The 24,579-nt window shown below is 50.9% G+C and carries 20 protein-coding genes; 5 read left to right on the top strand and 15 right to left on the bottom strand.

The genetic code is table 11. The features are described from left to right. Positions 1-106: 106 nt before the first annotated feature. The 4 genes from K3G39_RS10235 to K3G39_RS10220 all read right to left on the bottom strand — a co-directional run bounded on the left by K3G39_RS10235 (position 107) and on the right by K3G39_RS10220 (position 4,406). On the bottom strand, positions 107-1,222 hold the full coding sequence (locus K3G39_RS10235) for a hypothetical protein (RefSeq protein ID WP_255594225.1): 1,116 nt from the start codon (positions 1,220-1,222) through the stop codon (positions 107-109). Next, a complete protein-coding gene (locus K3G39_RS10230) occupies positions 1,203-1,868 on the bottom strand; it encodes a hypothetical protein (protein ID WP_220626071.1) in 666 nt (221 codons plus the stop codon). Before K3G39_RS10230 ends, K3G39_RS10235 begins: the two co-directional genes overlap by 20 nt. 27 nt (positions 1,869-1,895) lie before the next feature. Next, complete coding sequence (locus tag K3G39_RS10225) at positions 1,896-2,453, bottom strand: RNA polymerase sigma factor (protein WP_220626070.1); 558 nt, start codon at positions 2,451-2,453, stop codon at positions 1,896-1,898. Positions 2,454-2,831: 378 nt separating this feature from the next. Next, positions 2,832-4,406, bottom strand: coding sequence for an aldehyde dehydrogenase family protein (locus tag K3G39_RS10220; RefSeq protein WP_220626069.1), 1,575 nt, complete (start codon positions 4,404-4,406; stop codon positions 2,832-2,834). Between the two features lie 238 nt (positions 4,407-4,644). Here K3G39_RS10220 and K3G39_RS10215 point away from each other — a divergent pair, with 238 nt between their 5' ends. Continuing rightward, positions 4,645-6,120 carry an IS1182 family transposase gene (locus K3G39_RS10215; RefSeq protein ID WP_220626106.1) on the top strand — a complete coding sequence of 492 codons (1,476 nt, stop codon included), beginning with the start codon at positions 4,645-4,647 and terminating at the stop codon, positions 6,118-6,120. Between the two features lie 241 nt (positions 6,121-6,361). On the opposite strand, the gene K3G39_RS10210 is transcribed toward K3G39_RS10215, so the two are convergent. The 11 genes from K3G39_RS10210 to dapF form a co-directional block, all read right to left on the bottom strand. Beyond that, positions 6,362-7,855, bottom strand: a complete 1,494-nt coding sequence (locus K3G39_RS10210; protein WP_220626068.1) for a Do family serine endopeptidase — start codon at positions 7,853-7,855, stop codon at positions 6,362-6,364. A 177-nt stretch (positions 7,856-8,032) separates the two neighbouring features. Further along, complete coding sequence (locus K3G39_RS10205) at positions 8,033-8,530, bottom strand: Hsp20/alpha crystallin family protein (protein WP_220626067.1); 498 nt, start codon at positions 8,528-8,530, stop codon at positions 8,033-8,035. Between the two features lie 147 nt (positions 8,531-8,677). After that, positions 8,678-9,454: a DUF2490 domain-containing protein gene (locus tag K3G39_RS10200; RefSeq protein WP_220626066.1), complete on the bottom strand. Its 777-nt coding sequence runs from the start codon at positions 9,452-9,454 to the stop codon at positions 8,678-8,680. A 6-nt stretch (positions 9,455-9,460) separates the two neighbouring features. Further along, positions 9,461-10,663 carry a M20 family metallopeptidase gene (locus K3G39_RS10195; protein WP_220626065.1) on the bottom strand — a complete coding sequence of 401 codons (1,203 nt, stop codon included), beginning with the start codon at positions 10,661-10,663 and terminating at the stop codon, positions 9,461-9,463. Between the two features lie 120 nt (positions 10,664-10,783). Beyond that, positions 10,784-11,290, bottom strand: a complete 507-nt coding sequence (locus K3G39_RS10190) for a sporulation protein (RefSeq protein ID WP_220626064.1) — start codon at positions 11,288-11,290, stop codon at positions 10,784-10,786. Beyond that, positions 11,274-11,945: a deoxyribose-phosphate aldolase gene (gene deoC, locus K3G39_RS10185; RefSeq protein ID WP_220626063.1), complete on the bottom strand. Its 672-nt coding sequence runs from the start codon at positions 11,943-11,945 to the stop codon at positions 11,274-11,276. The genes K3G39_RS10190 and deoC overlap by 17 nt, the downstream gene beginning before the upstream one ends. A gap of 140 nt (positions 11,946-12,085) precedes the next feature. Beyond that, entirely contained in the window at positions 12,086-15,457 is a 3,372-nt protein-coding gene (gene secA / locus K3G39_RS10180) for a preprotein translocase subunit SecA (RefSeq protein ID WP_220626062.1), read from the bottom strand. A gap of 397 nt (positions 15,458-15,854) precedes the next feature. Continuing rightward, complete coding sequence (locus K3G39_RS10175) at positions 15,855-17,003, bottom strand: IS4 family transposase (RefSeq protein WP_220626061.1); 1,149 nt, start codon at positions 17,001-17,003, stop codon at positions 15,855-15,857. A gap of 182 nt (positions 17,004-17,185) precedes the next feature. Continuing rightward, a complete protein-coding gene (locus K3G39_RS10170; RefSeq protein WP_220626060.1) occupies positions 17,186-18,397 on the bottom strand; it encodes an IS110 family transposase in 1,212 nt (403 codons plus the stop codon). A gap of 468 nt (positions 18,398-18,865) precedes the next feature. Next, positions 18,866-19,390 (bottom strand): GNAT family N-acetyltransferase, encoded by a 525-nt coding sequence (locus K3G39_RS10165; protein ID WP_220626059.1) that lies wholly within the window; start codon positions 19,388-19,390, stop codon positions 18,866-18,868. Positions 19,391-19,393: 3 nt separating this feature from the next. Beyond that, positions 19,394-20,179 carry a diaminopimelate epimerase gene (gene dapF / locus K3G39_RS10160; protein ID WP_220626058.1) on the bottom strand — a complete coding sequence of 262 codons (786 nt, stop codon included), beginning with the start codon at positions 20,177-20,179 and terminating at the stop codon, positions 19,394-19,396. A gap of 101 nt (positions 20,180-20,280) precedes the next feature. Here dapF and K3G39_RS10155 point away from each other — a divergent pair, with 101 nt between their 5' ends. The 4 genes from K3G39_RS10155 (at position 20,281) to K3G39_RS10140 (ending at position 24,525) form a co-directional block, all read left to right on the top strand. After that, complete coding sequence (locus K3G39_RS10155) at positions 20,281-21,174, top strand: class I SAM-dependent methyltransferase (RefSeq protein ID WP_220626057.1); 894 nt, start codon at positions 20,281-20,283, stop codon at positions 21,172-21,174. Positions 21,175-21,324: 150 nt separating this feature from the next. Beyond that, positions 21,325-22,401: a calcium:proton antiporter gene (locus K3G39_RS10150; RefSeq protein WP_220626056.1), complete on the top strand. Its 1,077-nt coding sequence runs from the start codon at positions 21,325-21,327 to the stop codon at positions 22,399-22,401. Positions 22,402-22,640: 239 nt separating this feature from the next. Next, positions 22,641-23,486, top strand: coding sequence for a hypothetical protein (locus tag K3G39_RS10145; protein WP_220626055.1), 846 nt, complete (start codon positions 22,641-22,643; stop codon positions 23,484-23,486). 85 nt (positions 23,487-23,571) lie between these two features. Continuing rightward, entirely contained in the window at positions 23,572-24,525 is a 954-nt protein-coding gene (locus K3G39_RS10140; RefSeq protein ID WP_220626054.1) for a phosphatase, read from the top strand. Positions 24,526-24,579: the final 54 nt, after the last annotated feature.

Raw genomic sequence — 24,579 nt, 5'->3', positions numbered from 1 at the left:
TACCTATCAATAGAAAAAGCCGACCTAACAATTGGCCGGCTTCTCTTACCTTAAACAAACTCTATTATTCAACCTGATCGGTGCTAATATGTTTCAGATCAGGGAGTTATTTTGTAAACTTCACATCGTTGTACTTGGAGGTGATGTTGATGGTGCCTTTTGATGAGGCGTTGCCATACTTGCCCTTGTACTCCGCTGAGGTATGGCCTTTCTCCAGTGTCGTGAACTTCACCAGGTTACGGTCCACTTTAAAATCGGCAAACTGTACGTTTACATCAAAGTCAAAGGCAGAATCGCTCTCGAAGTTTAGCTGAATTGGTGTGAAGCCACCATTTACGTTGATGGACTTGAAATTCTTCTGCACGTTGTCTACTCTGAATGTGCCGTACTTCACCTCCATCTCCAGTGCTTCGGAGAGATTTCCGATCTTGAAGTCACTGAATTTAGACGAACCTTGCACGCCGTTGGTTTTACCCAAACTTAAGGTAGAGTAAGCTAATTCCACATTACCCTTGTTCAGAAAGCCGATCGTGTTGGAGGAACTGTTGCAGAATGAGGCTTTGATGCTATTGGATGAGTTAGTCAGATTACCTGCCTTAAACGCACCGTAACGCACATGCAGGTCCACTTTGCCTTTCATGTCAGGCAGGTATACGTTGCCAAAGCTATTCTTCACCATCAGATTGTTATCGGCAGGCATGTTCACTGTATAATTGATCTCAAAACTCTGGTGGCCGCTCTTGGAGTTCATAGATCCCATTTCGGTTCTCACAACGATGTTATTGCCGCTGCGATTATCTGTTACGTTGATCTTGTTCAGCATTTCCTGTGCCACTTGGTCAGAATTGGCACGGCTGATAATGTCGACCTTCACTTGTATTTCGCTGCGGTTCCAGGTGTTCACGTGCACGCTGCCGAACTTGTTGTCGATGTTCAGCACATCAGACTTGCTTACCTTATAGGTCTTGTCGAAGGTTTTGCGCTTTTCTGATTTGTAGGTATAGACCTCGGCTTCCGGCTGATGTGGCAACAGCACAGGAGGCGCTGGCGGTATGGGAGGGGTGGGTGGTAGTGTCTGCTGCACGACAGGAGTTGGTGGTGCAGGTAGCGTTTGGCTTGGACAAGGCTCCGGCGCATAAGGCTGTGCCAGGGCCAGGGCGGGCAGTATAACCAAAAGCGTGGCTATGCGGTAGCGCAATGTTTTAAATAGTAGTAGTTTCATTGTTCTGTGGTTCAGTAGTATCCTGTTCTTTTATAGCTTCTATTTTCTTAAGTACTTCCAGCTGACGGTTCAGCACATCGATCCGGATCTGCAGGTTTCGGATCATGGCGGCCATCACCTGGTCGGTGTTCGGCGTGGTATGCAATTGATTTTTGAGTCGGGTATAGCTGCTGTCGAGGCGGGCCAGTTCGCGGTCTATCTGGCGGGTTTCGTCCAGACCGAGCACTTTCAGATCGTACTCACTCAGTTCTTCGCGTTTGCTGTTGATCTGGCTGGTATAGTATACCTCCACCTCAGCAAGCTCCGGCGCCACCTGATATACCGAGGTAGGTTGACTTGTTTCGGTATTAGCGGCCAGGGTGTTGGTCGTAGTCGGGTTATTTTGTTTCACCATCCAGAGCGTAGCGCCACAGGCCAGCAAAAGCACAATAGTGGCGGCCACCCGCATGAACATGAAGTCGGCGGTGAAGTTGAGGCGCTCCCCGAAGTTGATGCTGATCACCTTGGCTTCTTTGCTGAGCTTTTCTTCCTGTGCCTTTTGTGTTTTCAGCTCGGAACAGATTTCCTGCCACAGCTCCGGTCTGGGCTCGAACACGTCGAACTCTTCCCGGTTTTCGCTCACAAATTCCTTTAATCTGTCTTTCATCTTTCTCTTCTTTATCATTAGCCACGGCTAGGCCATGGAATGTGTATCTTTCATAATCTCCAGGAGCTTCTTGCGGGCCCGGCTGTACTGCGACTTGGAGGTAGACTCGCTTATACCCAGCACCTCTCCTATTTCGGCATGGTCAAGGCCCTCCAGCAGGTATAGGCTCAGCACCACTCTGTAGCCATCAGGCAAACGTTGTATGGCGCGTCGCACCTGCTCTACCTGCCATTCGGTATCGTCGTGGTAGTCCTCGTCAGGTATGTCGCCTGCCAGCCGGTCTTCTAGTGGCACCAGTTCCGGGCGGCGTTTGCGCACAGCATTAACCGATGCATTAATCACGATCCGTTTGAGCCAGCTCCCGAATGAAGCTTCTGCTTTGTAAGAATGAAGGTTTTTGAAGGCGCTGATGAAGGCTTCCTGCAGCACATCCTCGGACTCGGCATAGTCGTTGGTGATGCGCATGCTCACGTTAAACATAGCTTTGGAATACAGTTTGTACAGTTCGTACTGGGCACGGTTATCCCCTTCCCTGCAGCGCTGCACCACTTGTGCGTTTACATCCTGAAAAGTGCCTTTTTCCAAAATCGCCTTGTTTATCGTTCTATTTGCCTTATTGGTCGACCTATTACCTTATTTCATCTTAATTTTTGTCCTCCCTTCATTCTATCTGCACTAAAGACAAAGGTAAATGCGTTGGGTTGCATCAAGTTGCAAAATAATTATTAAGAATTTTTCGTTACTCACCGCTGCATAGCACCGTTTGACTTATTTGTCAGGTATAGCTACAAAAAAACCAGCCCCGATTGGAGCTGGTTTCTAGGTTTTTTGACCTCACAGCGTCTTCCAGACCTGTGAGCGTCTTGCTGTTTATATCCTTTTACTGGCAAGTCTCCTACAGGTTTTGCAAGCACTGTGAGTTCATCGCATCATAAAGACATTAGCAAATTAAAAATCGGCAGACTACCCAATATCAAACTTGATGCCCTGTGCCAGTGGCAGCTCGCGGCTGTAGTTGATGGTGTTGGTCTGGCGGCGCATGTATATCCTCCAAGCGTCGGAACCCGACTCGCGGCCACCACCTGTGTCTTTCTCACCTCCGAAGGCACCACCAATTTCGGCACCGGACGTACCAATATTTACGTTAGCTATACCGCAGTCTGAGCCCCAATGACTCAGGAAAGCCTCTGTTTCCAGCATATTGGCAGAGAAAATAGACGAAGAAAGGCCTTGTTTCACACCATTTTGGATGTCGATAGCATTCTCCACGTCCCCGCTATACCTGATCAGGTATAGGATCGGGGCAAAAGTTTCTTCCTGCACCATGTGGTAATGGTTTTCCGCTTCTACAACAGCAGGCGTCACGTAAGTGCCAGTCGCATATTGCTCACCTTCCAGCACCTCGCCACCAATCAGTAGCTTGCCACCTTCGCTCTGTACTTCTTCAAGCGCTTTCTGGAAAGCCTTCACGGCGTCTTTGTCGATCAGCGGACCAACCAGCGTGGTGTTGCTCAGCGGATGACCGATCGGCAGGTTAGGGTAGATCTTGAGCAGACGGTCTCGAACCTGATCGAATACATTCTCGTGAACAATCAGGCGGCGGGTAGACGTACAGCGCTGTCCGCAGGTACCCACGGCACCAAATACCACCGCACGAAGTGCCATTTCGATGTCAGCATGCTCAGTAATGATGATGGCATTATTACCGCCCAGCTCCAGCAAAGACTTGCCCAGACGGGCGCCAACTGCTTCGCCTACTTTCTTACCCATGCGGGTAGAGCCAGTAGCGGACACAAGTGGTACGCGGGTGTCATGCGCCATCAGGCTGCCGACTTCCGCATCACCAATGATCACATTGAAGATACCCTCCGGCAGTTCGTTATCAGCCAGCACGTCGCGGATGATGTACTGACAGGCAATGGCCGTAAGCGGAGTTTTTTCAGATGGTTTCCAGATGGTCACGTCACCGCAAACAGCTGCCAGCATGGCATTCCAGCTCCAAACTGCTACCGGGAAGTTGAAGGCTGATATAACGCCCACAATGCCCAGTGGATGGTATTGCTCGTACATACGGTGTTGCGGACGCTCGGAGTGCATGGTATAGCCGTGCAACTGACGCGACAAGCCTACTGCAAAGTCGCATATGTCGATCATCTCCTGTACCTCGCCAAGGCCTTCCTGCAGGATTTTACCCATTTCGTAGCTCACCAGTTTGCCTAGCGCCTCTTTGTGCTCACGCAGCTTGTTTCCGATCTGGCGCACGATCTCGCCACGCTTCGGGGCCGGCACTGTGCGCCATACTTTAAAAGCTTCCTGCGCGGTCTTCACTATTTGCTCATAGTCGTCGGCAGTAGCCATATTTACACTCGCAATCAGGTTGCCGTCGGCAGGTGAGTAAATGTCGCGGGTAGTTTTGTTATTTTCGCCGCCCCAGTTCAGGCCAGTGCTGTAAGACGGGTTTAACTCTTTTATACCTAGTTGCTGCAATACATCGGCAATAGCTTTTGTCATTGGCATTTCATCTATGGCTTGTTTCATAATTTCACTCAGTATTTTTGGTTATAAGTGTTTTAACATCTTCTGGGCGCTATACCTGTATGCAGGAAACTCCACAGCATGAAGTTAAACCTTTTTCTATTCTATTAAAACAAAAAAGCTCCCACCATGTATGGAGGGCACTGAAAAAGTCTCCGTGAAAACTGGAGAATTACAGGAGCAGGAATTAAGTTTTCTGCTCCTTTTTTCGTATCTCCTAGTGGAATCAGAGAGCATTCAGATGGTAGCGCAACAGCAACAAATTCAACCAAGCCCCTATTCAGGGCTCTATGATCTGATTGTCCCCCAGGACAATCTGCTTCGTAAAATCAACGAGCTGATCGACTTCACTTTCATCTACGAGGAGCTGGCCAGTAAATACTGCACCACCAATGGCCGCAGGGCCGAAAGCCCGGTGCGCATGTTCAAATACTTGCTGCTGAAGACCATCTACACGATCTCCGATGTGGACGTGGTGGAGCGCTCGCGCTACGATATGTCCTTCAAATACTTTCTCGACCTCTCACCCGAGGAGGCGGTCATCAACCCCAGCTCCCTGACCAAGTTCCGTAAGCTCCGCTTAAAGGACACCGACCTGCTGAACCTTCTGATCAGCAAGACGGTCGCCATTGCCCTTGAAAAGGGCATCATCAGGTCCCACTCCCTTATCGTGGATGCCACCCACTCGCTCTCCAGGTCAAATCCACAATCCGCCCTGGAGGTGCTCAGGGAACGCTCAAGGCTGCTGCGCAAAGCCCTTTGCAGCATCGATGAAGACATCAAAGGCCGTATGCCCGAACAGCATGACTCGGGCGGGTTGGAAGAGCAGCTGGCTTACTGCCGCAGGCTTGAAAAGCTCGTTGAAGCGGACCAGGCGCTGTGTGTGATTCCCGCCGTTAGAGAGAAGCTCAACCTGCTCAGGGAAACGGTGGAGGATACCCAGGAGAGCCATACGCTCTCCAAAGACACGGATGCCAGGACGGGCCATAAATCGGCTGACAGCAGCTTCTTTGGCTACAAGACGCACCTGGCCATGACAGCGCATCTGGCCATGACAGAGGAGCGCATCATTGCCGCCGCCCTTGTCACCTCGGGCGAAAAAGGCGATGGCCCCCAACTTCCAAAGCTTGTGGAAATAAGCCGCGCCAATGGCCTTCAGGTGGACACAGTAATCGGCGATGCGGCCTATTCGGGCAAGGAAAACCTCAAGCTCCAGGACAAGGAGGGCCGCAGTCTAAAGCTGGTGGCCAAACTCAACCCTGTCATCAGCCAGGGCAGCCGAAAGGAGGAAGCCAGGTTTGAGTATAACAAAGACGCAGCTATGTTTGTGTGTCCTGCCGGGCATATGGCCATGCGAAAGGCACGTCAGGGGAAAAAGAACCGTGGCAAGAACCAGGCAACCGTCTACTACTTTGACGTTCAAAAATGCAGGAGCTGCCCCTTAAAAGAGGGTTGCTACAAACCAGGAGCCAAGTCAAAAACCTACGGAGTGACCATCAAGTCGCCTATCCATGTGGAGCAGCAGGCCTTTCAACAGACAGCCTACTTCAAGGAGAAGGCCAGGGAGCGCTATAAAATAGAAGCTAAGAACAGCGAGCTCAAAAACGTCCATGGCTATGGCAGGGCCATCTCCTATGGCATCACCAGCATGCAGCTGCAGGGAGCGCTGGCCATCTTCACAGTAAACCTGAAGCGAATCCTCAAACTAAGCGCTTAAGCCTCGGGAATTCCCCACAAAAGCGCCCAGGCGCCCTTCCTTTCCGACCCTACACACAATTGAAAGTCCGATTGGCTATACAAGTGATCGTTCGGTTGGCCAGCACGACTTCTGATAATAAAAGAAGCGATCAGGTAAAAACATGGTTTTACCTGATCGCTTCTAAGGGTTGCTCCTAAATGAGGGACTTTTTCAGTGCCCTCCCATGTATGGCAGGAGCTTTTAATTACCTAATTAATTCTTAGCGTTTCCCGATCGGGTAGTAAGCTTTCAGACCGTCAGGGTATACACCTTCTATGTACACAATGCCGGTTTCGAAGTTCTTCAGGTGACGCTCCACATCGGCAGGCACGTTTACCGCATACTTGTCGATTCGGGTGATGATGAAGCCATCTTTCATACCCGTGTCTCGGAACTTGCTCTTGGCTACGTTGGAGATTTTAGCACCGCCGTCTATACCTAGCTTATTCATTTCCTGCTTGCTCACTGCCTCAAAGGAAGCGCCGTCGAATGTTACAGCACTAGCATTGCTGCGCTTCGATATCTCGGTGCTGTTGTTCAGGTTGCGGAGCGTTACGTTTGCTGTACGGGTCTTGCCGTCACGCAGGTATTCTACCTTCACCTTGTCGCCAGGGCGATAACGCGCTACCTGCTCGAGCAGTTGCGAAGTGCGAGCCACTTTTACATCGTTGATAGCTGTTACCACGTCACCATTCTGCAGACCTGCTTCTTTAGCGCCACCTTCACGCACTTCCTCCAGGTATACTCCGCTCAGTGTGTTAAGGCTTTTCTCTTTGGCAAGAGCTGCATCAATCTCACGAATAGTTGCCCCAAGCAGGGCACGCTGCACTTCTCCGTATTTCAGCAGGTCATCCACCACTTTGCTTACAATGGCAGAAGGCACCGCAAAAGAGTATCCTGCAAAAGAACCGGTCTGCGAAGCAATCGCTGTGTTTATACCTACCAGATCACCATTCAGGTTTACAAGAGCGCCGCCACTGTTACCAGGGTTTACCGCTGCATCAGTCTGAATAAAAGATTCGATGCTCAGGTCATCGGTGGCGCTGGTGCGCAGAATGTTAATGTTACGTCCCTTGGCGCTCACTATACCTGCTGTTACCGTAGAAGTCAGGTTCATGGGGTTACCTACGGCCAGCACCCACTCGCCTACCTGCAAATCATCGGAATTGCCGTAGCGAATAACCGGCAGTTTGTCGGCGTTAATCTTTAGTAAGGCAAGGTCTGTAGTAGGGTCAGTACCTACCAGGGTTGCCTCAAACTTACGCTTATCGTCCAGCGTCACTTCTATTTTATCGGCACGGTCAATTACGTGGTTGTTCGTGACGATGTAGCCATTCGAGGCGATGATCACGCCGGAGCCGGAACCCATCTGCGGACCGCGTGGCACCCGCTCACCAAAGCCATCACCGAAAAACTCCCGCAGGAAAGGATCCATTGGGGTATTCCTGCCCTGTGTGGTACGAGCACTGTACTCCGTCATCACGTGCACAACGGCTGGCGTAGTGACTTGCGCTGCATTAACAAAATTAAGACCTTCCGGCACGATCACGTTGCTGCTGCGCATGTCGCTCGTGTAGCGTACGGTCGGGTACTGCTGTTGATTCTCTACTCCCTGCGGACTATCACTCTCCAGCAACTTATAGCTGCCTACTGCCACTCCGCCGCCCATTAGCGCCGAAAGTGTAAGGCCAACAATAAACTGTTTCGTTTTCATGTATTGAACTCCTCCTGATTGGTGAATCTCTAATATTAAAAATTGTATATATAACAAACCTTTAACGCTAATATACTATACGGGAGTATACCGGGTCAAGGCAATTTGCATTCTTTAACATTTCTATAACAAAAAAGAGGCCAGTTTGGGTGGCCTCTTTTTTGTCAATTACTATACTTATTTCTCTTTGCCGTTCTCAGAAGCCACTACCCGTTTTTGCTTCACTGGTTGCTTGGCTTCCTCTCCACCAGCGATGGTGATCTGGCGCTTCATGGTTTTGTGCTCGTCTTTCGGCACGTTCACTAGCAGCAAACCATCCTGCAGTTGCGCCGAGATCTTGTCCGGGTCCACGTTGTCAGGCAAATAGAACGAGCGGGAGAAGGTACCGTACTGGGTTTCCAGCATCTGATAGCGGCGGCCTTCTTGCTTCTCGAAGCGGCGCTCTCCCGAAATTGTCAGCTTGCCTTCCTGAAAATCGATGGCAATGTCCTCTTTGTGAATACCAGGCAGGGCTACTTCAATTTCGTAACCATTCTCGGTTTCGCAGGCATCCACATGCGGCGTAAAACCGGCAAAGCCTCGTGAGTTTACAGACTCGTTGAAGAATCTGTCTAGCATTGAACTGAAAGTCTGCGGCATGTCATCCTGCATGCCATTGTATTTTCTAAGTACCATAGCTACCTCCTGTTTTTAAGTTGATGTTTTCACTTACACACAAGGTATAGCCAAAAGTTTGCCAGCCAGATTATTTTATAAAATCATGAAATAATGTCATTTAATATTAGGGGATAAACCTGACACTTCTGCCAATTTTTCAGCAATTTAATAGGTAGAGCTAGCGGTAGAAGTAGCTCTGTTGAAGGTATACTTCAGCTCAAGTCCAAAAACAGGCGAAATGCGGTTGCGCTTTGTGGTAAAGCCTTGTTCGGTCAACATCCCGTCTTCGTCATATTTCGGACTCATTTCCACAAAATAGTAATCGGTTTGCCGCATGAAGTAAGGCGTGATACGAATTTTGTCGTTGATCTCGTAGGTGGCGTCTAATCTAAAACGGGTACGGTCGATGGTGCGCTCCAGTAAATCATTTGTTTCATCTCCGAAATCCTTTACCACCAGCATCTCATAGGATAGGGACGGTGTGATAAAACGCTCACCTAATGGAAGGCGTTTGCCCAACTCCACCCCCAGCCTGAACCGTGCAAAAGGATCGCGACGGTCCTGATTCACATAATCGAGCGTCAACTGTTTGTTAAAGTATAAACCTTTAATGCTGCCGGCATGGCGCAAAAAAGCTGATGTGAAGTTGCTCGAAGGCATGTCCTCTTTCGCATAACGGAACATAGCGCCCGCCAGCCAGTGGTCGGTAAAGGTATGCTCATACCCTAGGGTAAACTCGATACGCTCAAAACTGCCTACGCCGTTGAAGCGGTCGTCGGTGTTAATGCGGTACTGGTTCTGCAGAAATACAAGGCCGCTCTCACCCAATCCGTAGCTCAACTGTAGTTCGGGCCAGATGGCAGTAGGTGCATTTATTTTGCTTTGAGCATGGCTCAGCAGCGGCAACATAGCCAGTGAGAGGATCAGGTATAATTTCTTCATATTTGTTTAGTCTACTGTTTGAACTACTAATTCCTGCACGGCAATCCAGGCCATTAAGCCGATGCTGGTTTCCAATGCTGTTTCGTCTATATCAAAGGTTGGGGTATGTACGCCTGAGGTGATGCCGCGTGCCTCGTTGCGTGTACCCAGGCGGTAGAAGCAGGCAGCCACTTCCTGCGAGTAATAGGCAAAGTCCTCTGCTCCCATCCACAGGTCAAGGTCCACCACGTTTTCCTCCCCAAGGTATACCACTGCGGCCTCGCGGGCACGGCCGGTCAGGTCAGGGTCGTTTTTCAGGAAAGGATAGCCAAACTTAATGTCGATGTCGCAGCTGCCGCCCATGCTTTCGCAAAGTCCTTCGGCCAGTTTGCGTATACGGCGGTGCGCTTCTTTGCGCCATACCTCATCCATGGTCCGGAAAGTGCCTTCTACCTTCACTTCATTCGGTATCACATTCGTAGCACCCAAGGCTTCCACCTTGCCAAAAGAGAGCACTGTGGGTACTTTGGGGCTGGCGTGGCGGCTCACGATCTGTTGCAGCGCCACAATCAGGTGCGACGTAATCAGCACCGGGTCCACATTAAGCTCCGGCAAGGCTGCATGACCACCTTTCCCTTTCACGGTAATATAGATTTCGTCCGCGCTGGCCATGTACATACCTGAACGGAAACCAACTTTACCGGTCGGCAGCATTGGGAACACGTGCTGGCCAATTATACCTAATGGCGCTGGCTGCTGCAGTACCCCCTCTTTGATCATGACAGAGGCTCCGCCCGGAAACTTCTCCTCACCCGGCTGGAACACTAACTTAACGGTGCCTTCAAACTCTCCGCGCAGGTCCTGCAAAATACGGGCAGCACCTAACAGAGAAGCTGTGTGCACATCGTGCCCGCAGGCATGCATCACGCCTTCGTTCTTCGATTTATAATCTACGGTATTCTGTTCCGTAATCGGCAAAGCATCCAAATCGGCACGCAGGGCAATCGTTTTGCTTTCCGGATTACGTCCTTTGATCAAAGCTACCACACCCGTATTGGCCATACGGACTGTTTCCAGGCCGTAGCTTTGCAACACCTTCTGCACGTAAGCGGCCGTATTGTGCTCTTCAAAGGAAAGCTCCGGATTAGCGTGAATGTGCCGGCGTATACCTACAGTATCCTGGGTATAGGTCGTGGCCAGCTCTTTTATTTTCTGTGCTAGTTGATTCATGTAAGTATTTCAGTGATAAGGCACTACTCACCTTATTACAAGCTCTCAAATATAAAAAGAAAAACGTTGCAGCCGCCTGAGCAACTGCAACGCTGTATACCTGTAGCAGGTCACTATACCTTAGTTCTTCGGTATGTTGATCTGATCCTGCACAATATGTGCGTTAGGAATCAGGTCGCCGATTTGGTTGAGCACTTGTTGCGCCTCCATGCGGCTAAAGTAGTCGCCAATCTTGAGCCGGAAGTTCGGTTGCTGGTAGGTCAGATAATCCTTCTGCTCCGGTACGCGGGCAATGATGGCCTTGCGCAGGTTCATCACGGTCTGGCGCTCCGAACCGTTATAAGCCAAAATGCGGTAGCCCTGTGCATAACGGATGTTCTTGTTTACGCTAGCCACCGAATCCATGAGTACAGCTACCTTGGCATTCGCATGGTTTGTTGGTTCTACTCTGGCGGTTGCCGGGGCATTGGCATCATCGGCCGGGTAGGTAGGACGGTATACGCTGATGTCGTCCACAACGCGGGCACTGGTTCTGTCTGGTGAACTTGTGCGGGCCGTTGCTGAGGGCTTGCAGGCCGACGACACTATCAGGGCAATGATAAAAAGGAAACTAAGCGCTCTGTTCATGCTTTACAATTTGGATACTGGCAGAGCAACCTAAACGGTCGGCTCCAGCCTCAATTAACGCTACGGCATCGGTGTATGTTTTAATGCCGCCCGATGCTTTTATTTTGATGTGGTTGGGCAGTACGCGGCGCATCAGTTGCACATCTTCCACCCGGGCTCCACCCGAAGCAAAGCCTGTTGATGTTTTAACAAAGTCTACTCCGGCCGCAGCGCAGATCTCACAGGCTTTGGTAATCTCGTCCTGCGAAAGCAACGCCGTCTCGATGATCACCTTCAGTTCTGCTTCTTTCAAATGACAAAAATTCGCCAGGTCACTCAACTCACTCTCTATCTCGCTATACCTGCCCGACTTGAAAAACGACACATTCATCACGACATCGATTTCGTTAGCGCCGTCGGCGATGGCCTGGTGGGTTTCCAGAAACTTTACTTTGGGATGGGTATAGCCCAACGGAAAACCTACCACAGTAGCTACCTTCACTAAAGATCCCGGCCCCAGCCGCTCGGCGGCGGCCTGCACATAGCTGGGCGGTACGCACACCGCTGCAAAGCCGTAGCTTCGTGCTTCGTCGCAAAGCTGCAGCACCTGATCCTGTGTAGCATCCGGACGCAGAATGGTGTGGTCTATATAAATAGCAAGTTCTTCTCCTGACATAGTTTTTGACAAAAGAGGTTTTTTAACAAAAGACAAAGGATATAAAGACTCGGTTCTGCACCCGCTTTTATATCCTTTGCTTTTAGATGATCATATAAAAAGTATAGCCGCCAGGCTTTTCAGAAGGCGGCTATCTTATCTTAGTCTTCAATCAGTACGCAGCGGTTCTGGAGCAAATCCTGCTCAACCGTTTTGAATTTCACGTCTTTCAGCACGCGGCCATCGTTGTACTGCACGCTTACACGGTCATTGCGACCGGCCAATTTCTGTGAGTGAGCCGGCATGATACGCTCCGGTTCCGGCGCTGGTATGGAAGACGCTCCGTCACTGCCCTCAAGCGATGAGTGCACTTCAGCTTTCTGTTCTTGCAAAACCGGTGGCTTTGGCATTTGCGGCACACGCGCCTCCTGCACCTGCTCTGGCGCCTGCACAGGTATAAAGGCATGGAACAGGAAGGAAACCGTCTCCTCATTCACTTTGCCGATCATGCGCTTGAACAGCTCAAACGACTCAAACTTGTAGATCAAAAGCGGGTCTTTCTGCTCGTACACCGCGTTCTGCACTACTTGCTTCAGGTCGTCCATCTGGCGCAGGTGGTCAGTCCAGGCCTGGTCGATGGTACCCAACGTAATAATCTTCTCCATTGCACGGATCAGCTCCATGCCATGCGATTCATACGTCTTGGTCAGGTTAGCCACAGCAGCGAGTTGGCGTTTACCGTCTGTGAACGGTACAGCCACATTCTCGATCATCGGTCCACGATTCAGGTGAATGTTCTCGATAATCGGGTATGCCTGCTCGGCGATCTGCTTGTTCTTGGCCAGATAATGGTTGAGTGCTTCGTTGTAAAGGCGCTCTACCAGGGCATTGGCCTGACCAGACTTAAAGTCATTTTCTGTGATGGTGGTATTGATACCGAATACCCGGATAATGTTCAGCTGGAAGTTGTCGTAGTCAGCTGTGTTTTTGTAGTTCACCACCATGTCCTCGCTGATATCATAGATCATGTTCCAGATATCGAGCTCCAGACGTTCGCCATACAGGGCGTTGCGGCGGCGCTTATACACAACCTCACGCTGTGCGTTCATCACGTCGTCGTACTCGAGTAGACGTTTACGCTGTCCGAAGTTGTTTTCCTCCACCTTCTTCTGCGCACGCTCAATCGAGTTCGTGATCATCGAGTGCTGAATCACCTCGCCTTCTTCCAGACCCATACGGTCCATCAGACGGGCAATACGATCCGAACCAAACAGACGCATCAGGTTATCTTCAAGCGACACGAAGAACTGCGAAGAACCCGGGTCACCCTGACGACCGGCACGACCACGCAACTGGCGGTCAACGCGACGGGACTCGTGGCGTTCTGTACCGATAATGGCCAGACCACCCGAAGCCTTGGACTCCGGCGTCAGCTTAATGTCGGTACCACGACCGGCCATGTTTGTCGCGATGGTTACGGTGCCTGGCTTACCAGCTTCAGCCACAATTTCGGCTTCTTTCTGGTGCATTTTGGCGTTCAGCACCTGGTGCCTGATCTTGCGCAGCGTCAGCATACGGCTCAGGAGCTCCGAGATCTCTACCGAAGTAGTACCTACCAGCACCGGACGGCCTTTTTCTGTCAGCTGCACGATCTCGTCGGCTACGGCATTGTATTTCTCACGCGTGGTCTTGTATACCTTGTCGTGCTCGTCTTGTCTGGAGATTGGGCGGTTAGTAGGTATAACCACTACATCCAGTTTGTAGATGTCCCAGAATTCGCCTGCTTCCGTTTCGGCTGTACCTGTCATACCTGACAGTTTGTGGTACATACGGAAGTAGTTCTGCAGCGTAACGGTGGCGTAAGTCTGTGTGGCATCTTCTACCTTCACATTCTCTTTCGCCTCAATAGCCTGGTGCAAACCGTCAGAATAGCGGCGACCTTCCATCACACGACCTGTTTGCTCGTCTACGATCTTCACCTTGTTGTCCGGTGTCACGATGTACTCCGTGTCTTTCTCGAACAAGGTATAGGCCTTGAGCAACTGGTTAATAGTATGCACACGCTTGGTCTTCTCCTGGAAGTCTGCGATCAGCTTTTCTTTAGCGTGCAGTGTTTCTTCTTCGCTAAGCGATTTGTCATTTTCGATGTTGGCGATCTCGGTGCCGATATCTGGCAGGATAAACAGCTGCGGATCTTCGCCCTGGCCTGTGATCAGGTCAATGCCGTTTTCGGTCAGTTCGATCTGGTTATGCTTCTCATCAATGGTGAAGTATAGCGGCTCATCGGCCTCCGGCATCATGCGGGAGTTATCCTGCAGGAAATGGTTCTCCACCTTCTGCATAATAGCACGGTTACCGGTTTCACTCAGGAATTTGATCAACGGCTTGCTCTTCGGCAGACCACGATAGGCGCGGAACAAGGCCAGACCACCTTCCTGCGTGTTTCCTTCTTTGATCAGGCGCTTGGCCTCGGTCAGGAAGTTCATCACCACTTTGCGCTGCGCATCCACCAGCATGGCAATACGTGGCTTAAGTTGGTAGAATTCGTGCTCGTCGCCACGTGGCACCGGGCCAGAAATGATAAGCGGCGTACGGGCATCGTCAATTAATACAGAGTCCACCTCATCGACCATGGCGTAGTGGTGCTTGCGCTGTACCAAGTCTTTTGTTTCGCGTGACATGTTGTCGCGCAAGTAATCAAAACCAAATTCGTTGTTGGTACCATACGTGATGTCGGCACGGTAGGCATTGCGACGGCCTTCGGAGTTTGGCTGGTGCTTGTCGATGCAGTCGATAGTGATGCCATGGAACTCGAACAACGGCGCCATCCACTCAGAGTCACGACGGGCGAGGTAGTCGTTTACAGTTACTACGTGCACACCGCGCTTTGAAAGGGCGTTCAGGAAGGCAGGCAGCGTCGCCACCAGGGTTTTACCCTCACCTGTAGCCATCTCCGCGATTTTGCCCTGGTGCAGCACGATACCACCGATCAGCTGGACATCGTAGTGCAGCATGTCCCAGGTAATTTCGTTGCCGGCAGCCATCCACTTGTTCGCCCAAACAGCTTTTTCGCCCTCAATCTGAACGTTTGGCTTGCGGGATGCAAACTGACGGTCCATGTCGTTAGCGGTTACCACCAGCTGACCGTTCTCTTTCCAGCGACGGGCTGTTTCTTTAACAATAGCAAAACCAACAGGCAGCACTTCCATCAGTACTACTTCCAGTTCTTTGTTGCGCTCTTTCTCCAGTTCGTCAATCTCCGAGAAGATAGCTTCCTTCTGCACAATGTTAAGTTCTGTCTCATCGACTACACGCTTATGCAGAGCGGCAATTTTCTCGTCGGTAGGCTTCAGGCGTTCATCAATGATGCCTTTAATCTCTATTGTTTTCAGACGAAGCTGGTCGTCGGTGAGGCTGGTGAGCTTGGCGTATTCCTCATTTATTTTGGATACGTAAGGCACTACCTCCTTTATATCTCTGTCGGACTTGGTTCCGAATATTTTCGCAACGGTTTTACCGAAAAAATCAAACATCTGTATTGGTTGTTCTTAAATGAAATTCTGCGTTCGCAATATCGTCAAAAATAAAGTGTTTTTCTGACATATCTAAGGCTATGCACCAAAACAATACCAGAATAACACGGGTATAGCCAATCTGCCATATTTACCGACAGGCTATACCTATCCCCTCAACAAAGCGCAGGCCGTGTAAATTCCTGTGGCAGAAAGGGAAAAAGGTTGTGGCATTGTGACAGGATGGGATGGTTAAGTTGCACTTGCTGGTTTGGTAATGACGGCTGTAGGTATAGCAACTTGCATTGCTTTGTAGCTTCGCCTGTGCGGCTGGCACCTACTTTTTCCCTTGATGGGGGTAGGGGCCCTCGATAAAGAAAAAATCGAGGGCCCCTACCCACTACTGTTCGAAACGTGTTCAGGTGACGAATTTCTCCATTTTAGCGGGGTCTCCCCCGCAGAGCAGCACGATTTGCCTCACCACCTCCACGTCCAGCTCCTGTGCAAAGCGCAGTTTGGCGCGACGGTCGCTGTCGAGCTTGTTGAGCTTGCGGTAGACGATGAGCAGCAGGGCCACGATCAGGGTCATGTAGAGCATGACCTGAATGCCGTTCTCGTTGCGGGTGACCAGGTGCTCGAGCTGCAGGTGCTGTTTTAAGAACTTGATGAGCACCTCGATCTGCCAGCGCTCCTTGTAGAGGGCAGCCACCTGGTAGGCATCCAGCCAGGCGATGTTGGTGACAAACCAGATCTGCTCCCCTGCGTCCAGGGTGGCCTTGACCAGGCGCAGGGGCTTTTCGAGGTAGCTTCCGGGCTTTTCCCGGAAGCTCACCCAGGCATCGCTCAGCACGGTGAGGGTCGTCCCCTCGGGCCGCTGCCCCACGGCCAGCCGCTCCTGCTCGATGCAGTGGGAGCCCACCTTGCAGCGCGTGACAAAGAGGCGGCCCCGCTCGTCGAGCGCCTTGAGCGCTTTGCGCGACTGCACGCCCCGCTCGAAGACCACGATGCCCGAGCGGGAGATCTCCTCCGAGAGGATCGTCTCAGGCAGGGCGCAGTCCTCGCTCAGAGCCTGCCGGTTGGTGAACACGCGCACCTGGCAGGGCAGGCTGCCTTTCATGGCCAACGTGCACTTGAGCTGGCCACTGTCCTTGCTGCCCGCACGCGTGCGCATGCTCCAGGCCACCAGCCGGGCCGAGACGGCGATCAGGGTAGAGTCGTAGCGCACCAGCGCCCCCTCTTGGCCCAGCAGGCGGTTGAAGCGCTTGAAGAGCAGCTCGAAGATGGCCCGAAAGAAGTCGGGCCGCATGGTCACGATCCGGTCGCGGATGGAATTGTGGCGTGTGGTCTGCCCCTGCCCCACATCGGCCAGGGTCCGGAACTGCATAGAGCAGTAGAGCTCCTCCATCACCCGAAGGCTTGCTTTGCCCCCCTCCAACAGCGAGAGCAGCAGCAGTTGGAACATCACCCGCCCGCTGAGCTTCTTGACCTGGTGGTCCACCCGCGTCCGGGCCGCCAGCTGAGAAAGGTCCTGGTCAGGGATAAATGCCAATAAGTCCTTTGCCTTCATATCAGCCTCCTTTCATGTATGCCCGTTACATAATACGAACTTGACAAGGTTTCGAACAGTAGTGGCCCCTACCCCCACTCGCTGAACGCTCTTGACAGGGGGACCCCTTCACCCCCAACAGTGGAGGTACTGTCTTAAAAGTCAAGGATTTTCTTTGTGTTTTTCTTATCTGTTTCCTATCTTCACTCTACCTGAAAGAGAGCTCCCGGGCCGACTGGCAGGGGAAGTTCATCTTGTGTAGCCCTGGCCTGAGCCGGGGCTATTTCTTTTTCTGCTGCCCGTGGCCTGGTTTCTTCCGTTCTTGGGTCTTTGTCAGCTGCGCTGACACCTGAAAGAGAGGCTCCGGCCTCCTGGATGAGGATGTTCTTTTCTGGTTCGGCTGGCTGCTGCCGGTAGTGTGGATCATAGGCTTCATTCTTGCGCCACAGCGTCCAGAGCAGCACCAGCAGCTTGCGCTGCACGGCCACGTAAGCCTGCATCTTGGCCTTGCCTTTTTTCACCAGCCGCTCATAGAGGGCCGTAAAGACTGGTTCCCCGAAGCGCACGGCCACCAGGGCCGGCATGTGCAGGGCCCGCCGGATGTGGGCGTTGCCCTTCTTGGATATTCTGGTCCTGCCCGCCCGCTGGCCCGACTGGTGCTCGACCACGTCGTAGCCGGCGTAGCTGACCAGCTGGCCCTGCCGCTCGAAGGTGGCAAAGCCGTTGGTCTCGGCCAGCAGCACGGCCACCGTCTTGAGGCCCACCCCTTTGATGGCCAGCATCCTGTCTACCCGCTCACTTAGCAGCGGATCCTGGTAGAGCAGCTCCCGGATGGCCTCCTCCAGCTCCTGGAGGCTCTTATCGAGCACGCGCACCAGCTTCTTGAGGTTTTTCTCCACCTGCCTTACTTGCAGCGCCCCGTGGTGCAGGGCGTGGAGCTGGTTGAGGCACACGGTGCGCTGGTTGGTAAAATCCTCCAGCTGGCGGGTCAACAGGCGCAGCCGGTAGATGTTTTTCGACAGGGGCTGCCAGAGCTCCAGGCGCTGCTCCAGGCCCATCTGGGCCAGGCCCCTGGCGTCGATGCTGTCATTTTTGCTCTTATTGCCCAGGGCCTGCAGATAGCGCTTGGCCTTGGTGGGCAGCAGCACCGAGACCTGGTAGCCTTCGCCGTGGAGGCACCAGGCCAGCTGCTCGTAGTACACGCCCGTGGCCTCCATCAGGAGACGCAATTCTACACCGGCTGCGCGTTTGCTCTCCAGCCAGCGCTGCAGCTGGCGGAAGCCTGTGGGGGTGTTGGAGAACTTGCGGGAGGCCTTCACCTTCACGCGCCGCTCCATATCTAGCGTGGAGAAGACCACCTCCAGGGCGTCTTTGCTCACGTCCACGCCCAGGTTCTGACAGAGTAAATTCTTCATAGCTCAAAGGGGCTTAAGTGGAAAAAAGGGTTCATCTTTTGGGCCTATACTCACAATTGATGCAAGGTCGTGCCTGCTAAAGAGGCAGCCTCTAGGTACTGTACTGGCTTTCAAGATGAGAAAAAGGTAAGGGATTCCTCCCACACAACATCCAGGTGTTTCGTGTCAAAAGATTATTCCTTACCTTTCCTGTGTATGGTAACTAAGATACGAAAATTGTACTCTTGGCTACTGCCTCAAAGATATGAGTGTCAAAAGGTGCACCTGGTTGAGCTATACCTTCGTAGCTAGCGTGCAGGTTAGTCTTGTTATACCTGCCAGTGAAATATGACACTTACGACAGGGCTTACCTATCAATAAGCAGTAGCGGAAACACCCTCTTTGAAGCGGGCAGGGGATGTCAATCATGTACAAGAATCCTGTTAATCCGTGGAGGGTAGGGCCTTCTTAAAGCCTTTAAATCCTGATTCAGACAGGAAATGGCCGCTGCAGTTCCACCACATTGTCCCAACTGCCGTCAGATTTCCGCAGCCATTCACGGCGTATACCTATTTCGGTGAATCCGGCATTCTTAAAAAGCTTGATACTAGTGTGATTGGTTGTGGTGATGCCGCAGTATACCTGATGTAGTTGTAAGGTATGCTGACAGTAGTTCAGCAAAAGTTGTAGCGCTTCGGCGGCATGCCCTTTGCCACGGTATGGCGCTGAAACGATTATACCTATACCTGCGCGGCGGTGCAGTGGGTCGAAGTCGAAGAGGTCAATGGCGCCGATGGCTTCGTGGGCGAGGTTGCAGATAACCAGTCGGAGTTGCTTGACGGTGTAGATGTCAAGGGCGGCATTTTCGAGGTACTGCTCCAGCACAAATCTGGAGTAAGGCACCAGCGTGTTGCCTACATGCCATGTAGCGGGATCGTTCTCTAAGGTATAGAGGAAATCCAGATCAGTAGGTTCGAGGGCCCGCAGGCAGGTATGGTCGCCTTTTAGGAACATGGGCTATACCTTCTCCGGAAGTGGTACTGTGCCTGAGAACACCAGTTTGGCAGGGCCCGTTAGGTATACGTACAGAAAATCATCGCCGTGCTGCTCGAAACTCACCTGCAGGTTACCTCCCGGGGTTCGCACGCGCACCGGGCTTTCCATGCCGCGCATACCTGCCACCAGGGCGCAGGCTGTCACACCGGTTCCGCACGAGAGGGTTTCGTCTTCCACGCCGCGTTCGTAGGTGCGGACGTAAATGGTGTCTTCGGAGAGGCGCTCTACAAAATTTACGTTGGTGCCTACTGCTTCAAAGCGTTCGTTATAGCGCACTTCGCGGCCCTCAGCGTATACATCCAGGTCGTGCACGCTGTCCACAAAGCGTACAAAGTGTGGCGAGCCGGTATTGAGGTAGAAGTCCTGGCCGATACGCTCCACTCCGGTCACATCACTCATTTTCAATTGAATTTCTTCGCGCTCGATAGTAGCCTGATGCTCTCCGTCAGCTGCCAGAAAGTAGGCCACGTCTTCTATCACGCCGAGCTGTTTGGCAAAGCGTACTGTGCAGCGGGCACCGTTTCCGCACATAGAACCCCGGCGACCGTCGGCGTTGAAATACACCATCTCGAAGTCGTAGTCGTCGTGGTCCTGCAACAGAATGAGGCCGTCGGCACCTATACCTTTGCGGCGGTTGCAAAGGTTTTTGATCAGTTGCTCGTCTTCTGCCGGGAAAGTCAGCTTCCGGTTGTCGACCATCACGAAATCGTTGCCAGTGCCCTGGTATTTATAAAAGCTAAGTGCCATACGGTAGAAACATTTAAACCAGCTCTTGCGTGCAATTTTCAGGCACGGCATATAATTCGTAATTTGCCAACCTTATACAGCCGGATATAAACAGCAAATATATGTATTCCTTTTTAACAACTGAAAACTGGTCTGACTACGAACTCGTTGACTCAGGTAATTTTGAAAAGCTGGAGCGCTTGGGCCAGTATTATGTGGCCCGCCCCGAGCCGCAGGCCATTTGGGATAAGCACCTGCCCGAGTCGGAGTGGCAGCGCATGGCCAATGCCGTGTTTACCCGCGACAAAGGTAGTCAGGATAAAGGCCAGTGGAAGCTCCAAAAGGGAATGCCCGAGCAATGGTACATTAACTACCAGTACAACGACCTGAAACTACGCTTCCGTTTGGGTTTGTCTTCGTTCAAGCATGTGGGCCTGTTTCCGGAGCAGGACAGCAACTGGAAATTCATCTACAACAAAACCCGCTCGCTCAAGACTAAAACGCCGAAAGTGCTCAATATGTTTGCCTACACCGGTGCCGCCACCCTGGCCGCCAAAGCCGCAGGTGCCGACGTAACGCACCTCGACTCGGTGAAGCAAGTCAACTTCTGGGCGCGTGACAACATGGAGGCCAGCGGCCTCGACAACGTACGCTGGATCGTGGAAGACGCTATGAAGTACGCCCGTCGCGAAGTGAAGCGCGGCAATACCTACAACGGCATCATTCTGGACCCTCCTGCCTACGGTCGTGGCCCGAACGGCGAGAAATGGCAACTGGAAAACGAGCTGAACGAACTCATCAAACTCTGTCATCAGATGCTCGACAAAACCGACTACTTTCTGGTGATCAACCTCTACTCTCTTGGCTTCTCCGCTCTTATCTTGGACAACCTGATGCGCCTGACATTCGGAGAACAGATCAGGAATGAAGAACTGGGCGAGATATACCTGCACGATCGCGGTGAACGAAAACTACCGTTGGGCACATTCTTTCGGTTTAGTTCAGCAGGAAGCTAGAATTGCCTCGGAGAAAGAATTGCCGGGCACTCCGGATTTCTGCAGCGCCTGCTAAAAAAGACAGCCCCTCTGCCTGACTATTGGCTGTGAAGCGGCTGTGCAAAACATTTTGAAAAATCATTAACCATACCTATACCTAATTTATACACGATGAGGTCAATACTTCAGTGGACCACTATCATCCCGGTGCTAGCCTGGATACTTTTCTTTTCCGGGCTTATTAACAATAGCAACTCATTTCAGATAATAGCAACCATACTCCTTATTTTCAGTGTGATGGCAGCAGTGCATCACTCTGAAGTGATCGCTGAAAAAGTTGGTGAGCCTTACGGTACCATTATCCTGGCTATATCTATTACAGTTATTGAAGTTTCGATCATCGTCTCGCTGATGATGACAGAAGGACAGGCAGCGGCTTCGCTGGCCAGAGACACGGTATATGCCGCCACCATGCTAATACTTAACGGTATAGTCGGGCTTTGCCTGCTGATCGGAAGCTTGAAGCATTATGAACAGGACTTTTCCAAACCCTCTGTTACCATCGCCCTGGTTTCGCTTATTTCCATTGTCGTATTCACGCTCGTGTTCCCTACTTTTACCGAGAGTGTTTCCGGTGCTTATTACTCTACCCCTCAGCTAGTTTTTGCCTCTCTTGCCTGTCTGGTTATTTACGGATGCTTCCTGTTTGCGCAGACCAGAAAATACCGCCAGTATTTCCTGACGGTTGGCAAGGACGAAGATGAAGAAAAAGCGGTGCCCATTATCATCAGTAAGCGGGTGTTTATGATCAGTCTGCTGTTTCTTATTGTTTGCTTAGGAATTGTTGTGCTACTGGCAAAAACGCTCTCCCCTACTATCGAAAGTATTATTACGAGCTACAATCTTCCAAAAACATTGGTGGGTATTGTCATTGCAGGCATCATTCTCTTGCCAGAAGGTATAGCCGCCATCAATGCTGCCAGAAAAAACAGATTGCAAACCAGTATAAACCTGTCGCTTGGCTCGGCCCTGGCAAGTATCGGTTTAACAATTCCGAGTGTAGCCGTGGTTTGCATTTACTACGATATTCCCGTTATCCTGGGGCTCGACATCAAATCCATTATCCTACTGGGGTTGTCCGTATTTACGGTAATGCTGTCGCTGAGCGGCGGTAAGACCAATATTGTGTACGGTGTTGTGCTCCTGGTTAACCTGTTCGCTTTCGTGTTTTTGATGATATACCCTTGATCTGAATTAGTCTGGCTTCGGCTGCGAAATGGTAGTTTAAGGCAGGCTATACCTGCAGGATAGAGGGGAACGGCAGTTGGAGGCGGGGACGTTTTTTGATTTTATTCGGAAGGGAATCCGATGCCTACTCTATGTTTCCAATCTTACGCTAATGCTGATTTTGCAACTGAAAATACATAGTACGAGTATCTCTATCTATGTAATTTTAAATAATAGAACAATATATTCAGTTGTAGAACATGAAAAAAATGATGGGTATGGCATTAATGATTATAGGAGTTGTTTGTTTTATTGCTGGCTATTTTACTTACTCTTCTTCAAAGGAACCTGTAGAAGAAAAAAAACAGGTCATGGCTACTACTGATACAATACCAGACACAGCCGCTACTACACAATCTAGCAGTCCACCTTCTTCGGATGCAGTCGTTAAGTCCGAGCCTAATACTAATTCAAAAAACGAACTTGAGAAAGTTATTGAAATGGCCATTGCTGATGGAGTTCTTACATCAAATGAGAGAAACATAATTAAAGATATTGCAAACACCCGAGGTCTTGACTACAATGTAATTATCAAGGATATCGAAAATAGAATAACGACATCAGGTACTGCAGAAACAGAGATTATTGATGTTAATAAAAGGAGCGGCGATGATTTTGAAAAATATGTTGTGCAGAAGTTCGACAAAAGATTTTTCAAAATTAAAGAGTGGGCTGGCGATAAGTATGTAACCGGGAGATATGCTCAAACAACTCAGCACCCCGACTTACTTTTAGAGCATTCTTATAAGGGGAAAAGTTCAGAATTTGCTGTCGAGTGCAAATGGAGGAGCAACTTTTATAAAGGAGGAATCGAATTTGGAACTCCAGAACAATTCAAAAGATATCAAAGCTTTGAGAGCAAAAGAGATATACCTGTATTTATTGTTATAGGTGTTAAGGGAACGGGTGGCGGCCCTGAAGAACTCTTCATAGTTCCCTTAAAGGAAATTAACTCAAATTTTATCCCACTTAGATCACTTAATAATTATAAAAAGAATACAGGTAAAAATTTTTATTTCGATGCTGCCACAAAAGAGCTTAAATAGATTAACAATTTAACATACTTATATTCAAGGTCCTATACCTAAGCAGCCTTCGGCTATTTCTTTTGTAGTACAATCTTCCTCCCCTATGACCAAACGCCTCGCACTCATCGACATGGGCACCAATACCTTTCATCTCCTCATCACCGAGGTAGATGAAAGTGGTAACCGTACAGACTTTGTTAAGACCAAATTGCCGGTTCGGCTTGGGCAGGGCGGCATCAGCAAGGGAGCTATTGCGCCGGAGGCTTACGAACGGGCATTGAAAACATTGCGGGAGTTCCGGAAGCAAATTGACGAGTACAGTGTGGAAACGGTGCGGGCCATGGCGACCAGCATGGTGCGCAACGCCAGCAACGGCGATGACTTTATCAAAGATATTTTCAAGGAAACCGACATACAGGTAGAGGTCATTGACGGCGACCGCGAGGCAGAACTAATATACCTTGGCGTGCGTTCGGCGGGTGTACTCGACGAGCAAACAGCCCTCATCATGGACATTGGTGGCGGCAGCGTAGAGTTTATCCTCTGCAACAATCAGGAGGTTTTCTGGAAACAAAGCTTCGAATTGGGGGCCCAGCGACTCATGGACAAGTTCTTTACCCAAGACCCTATACCTGTTGCGCAGGTGGAAGCCGAAAAAAGTTACCTTGCCCGTATGCTCCAACCCCTCACCGAGGCCGTGGCCAGGTATAAGCCCTCCCGGCTGGTAGGTGCATCCGGCACGTTCGACACCCTCTGCGACATTGATGCCCTGCGCCATGGCAACAACTCACGCCAGCTGAACCCTCCTGCTGCCTCCTCGCTTCAGATAGCCGACTACTACAAAATACACCAGGATCTGCTGCATAAAACCCACGACGAGCGCCTGGCTATACCTGGCATGTTGGAGATGCGGGTGGATATGATCGTGCTGGCAAGTATACTGGTCGATTTCGTGCTCGAAACCTATACCCTGCAGGAGATCCGTGTATCAGCTTACGCTTTAAAAGAAGGCGTACTGCAAAAAGTGCTACACGAAGAAAGTTCTAAAAGAGCGTAAATTGCGCGCTACTCAAATTATAATGACCAAAATGCTTCTTAAACAAATATCCCC

This window comes from Pontibacter sp. HSC-14F20 (assembly GCF_019599265.1).
Classification (GTDB): Bacteria; Bacteroidota; Bacteroidia; order Cytophagales; family Hymenobacteraceae; genus Pontibacter.
The sequence above is the reverse complement of the archived record's forward strand: the minus strand, read 5'-3'. Positions and strand labels throughout refer to the sequence as shown.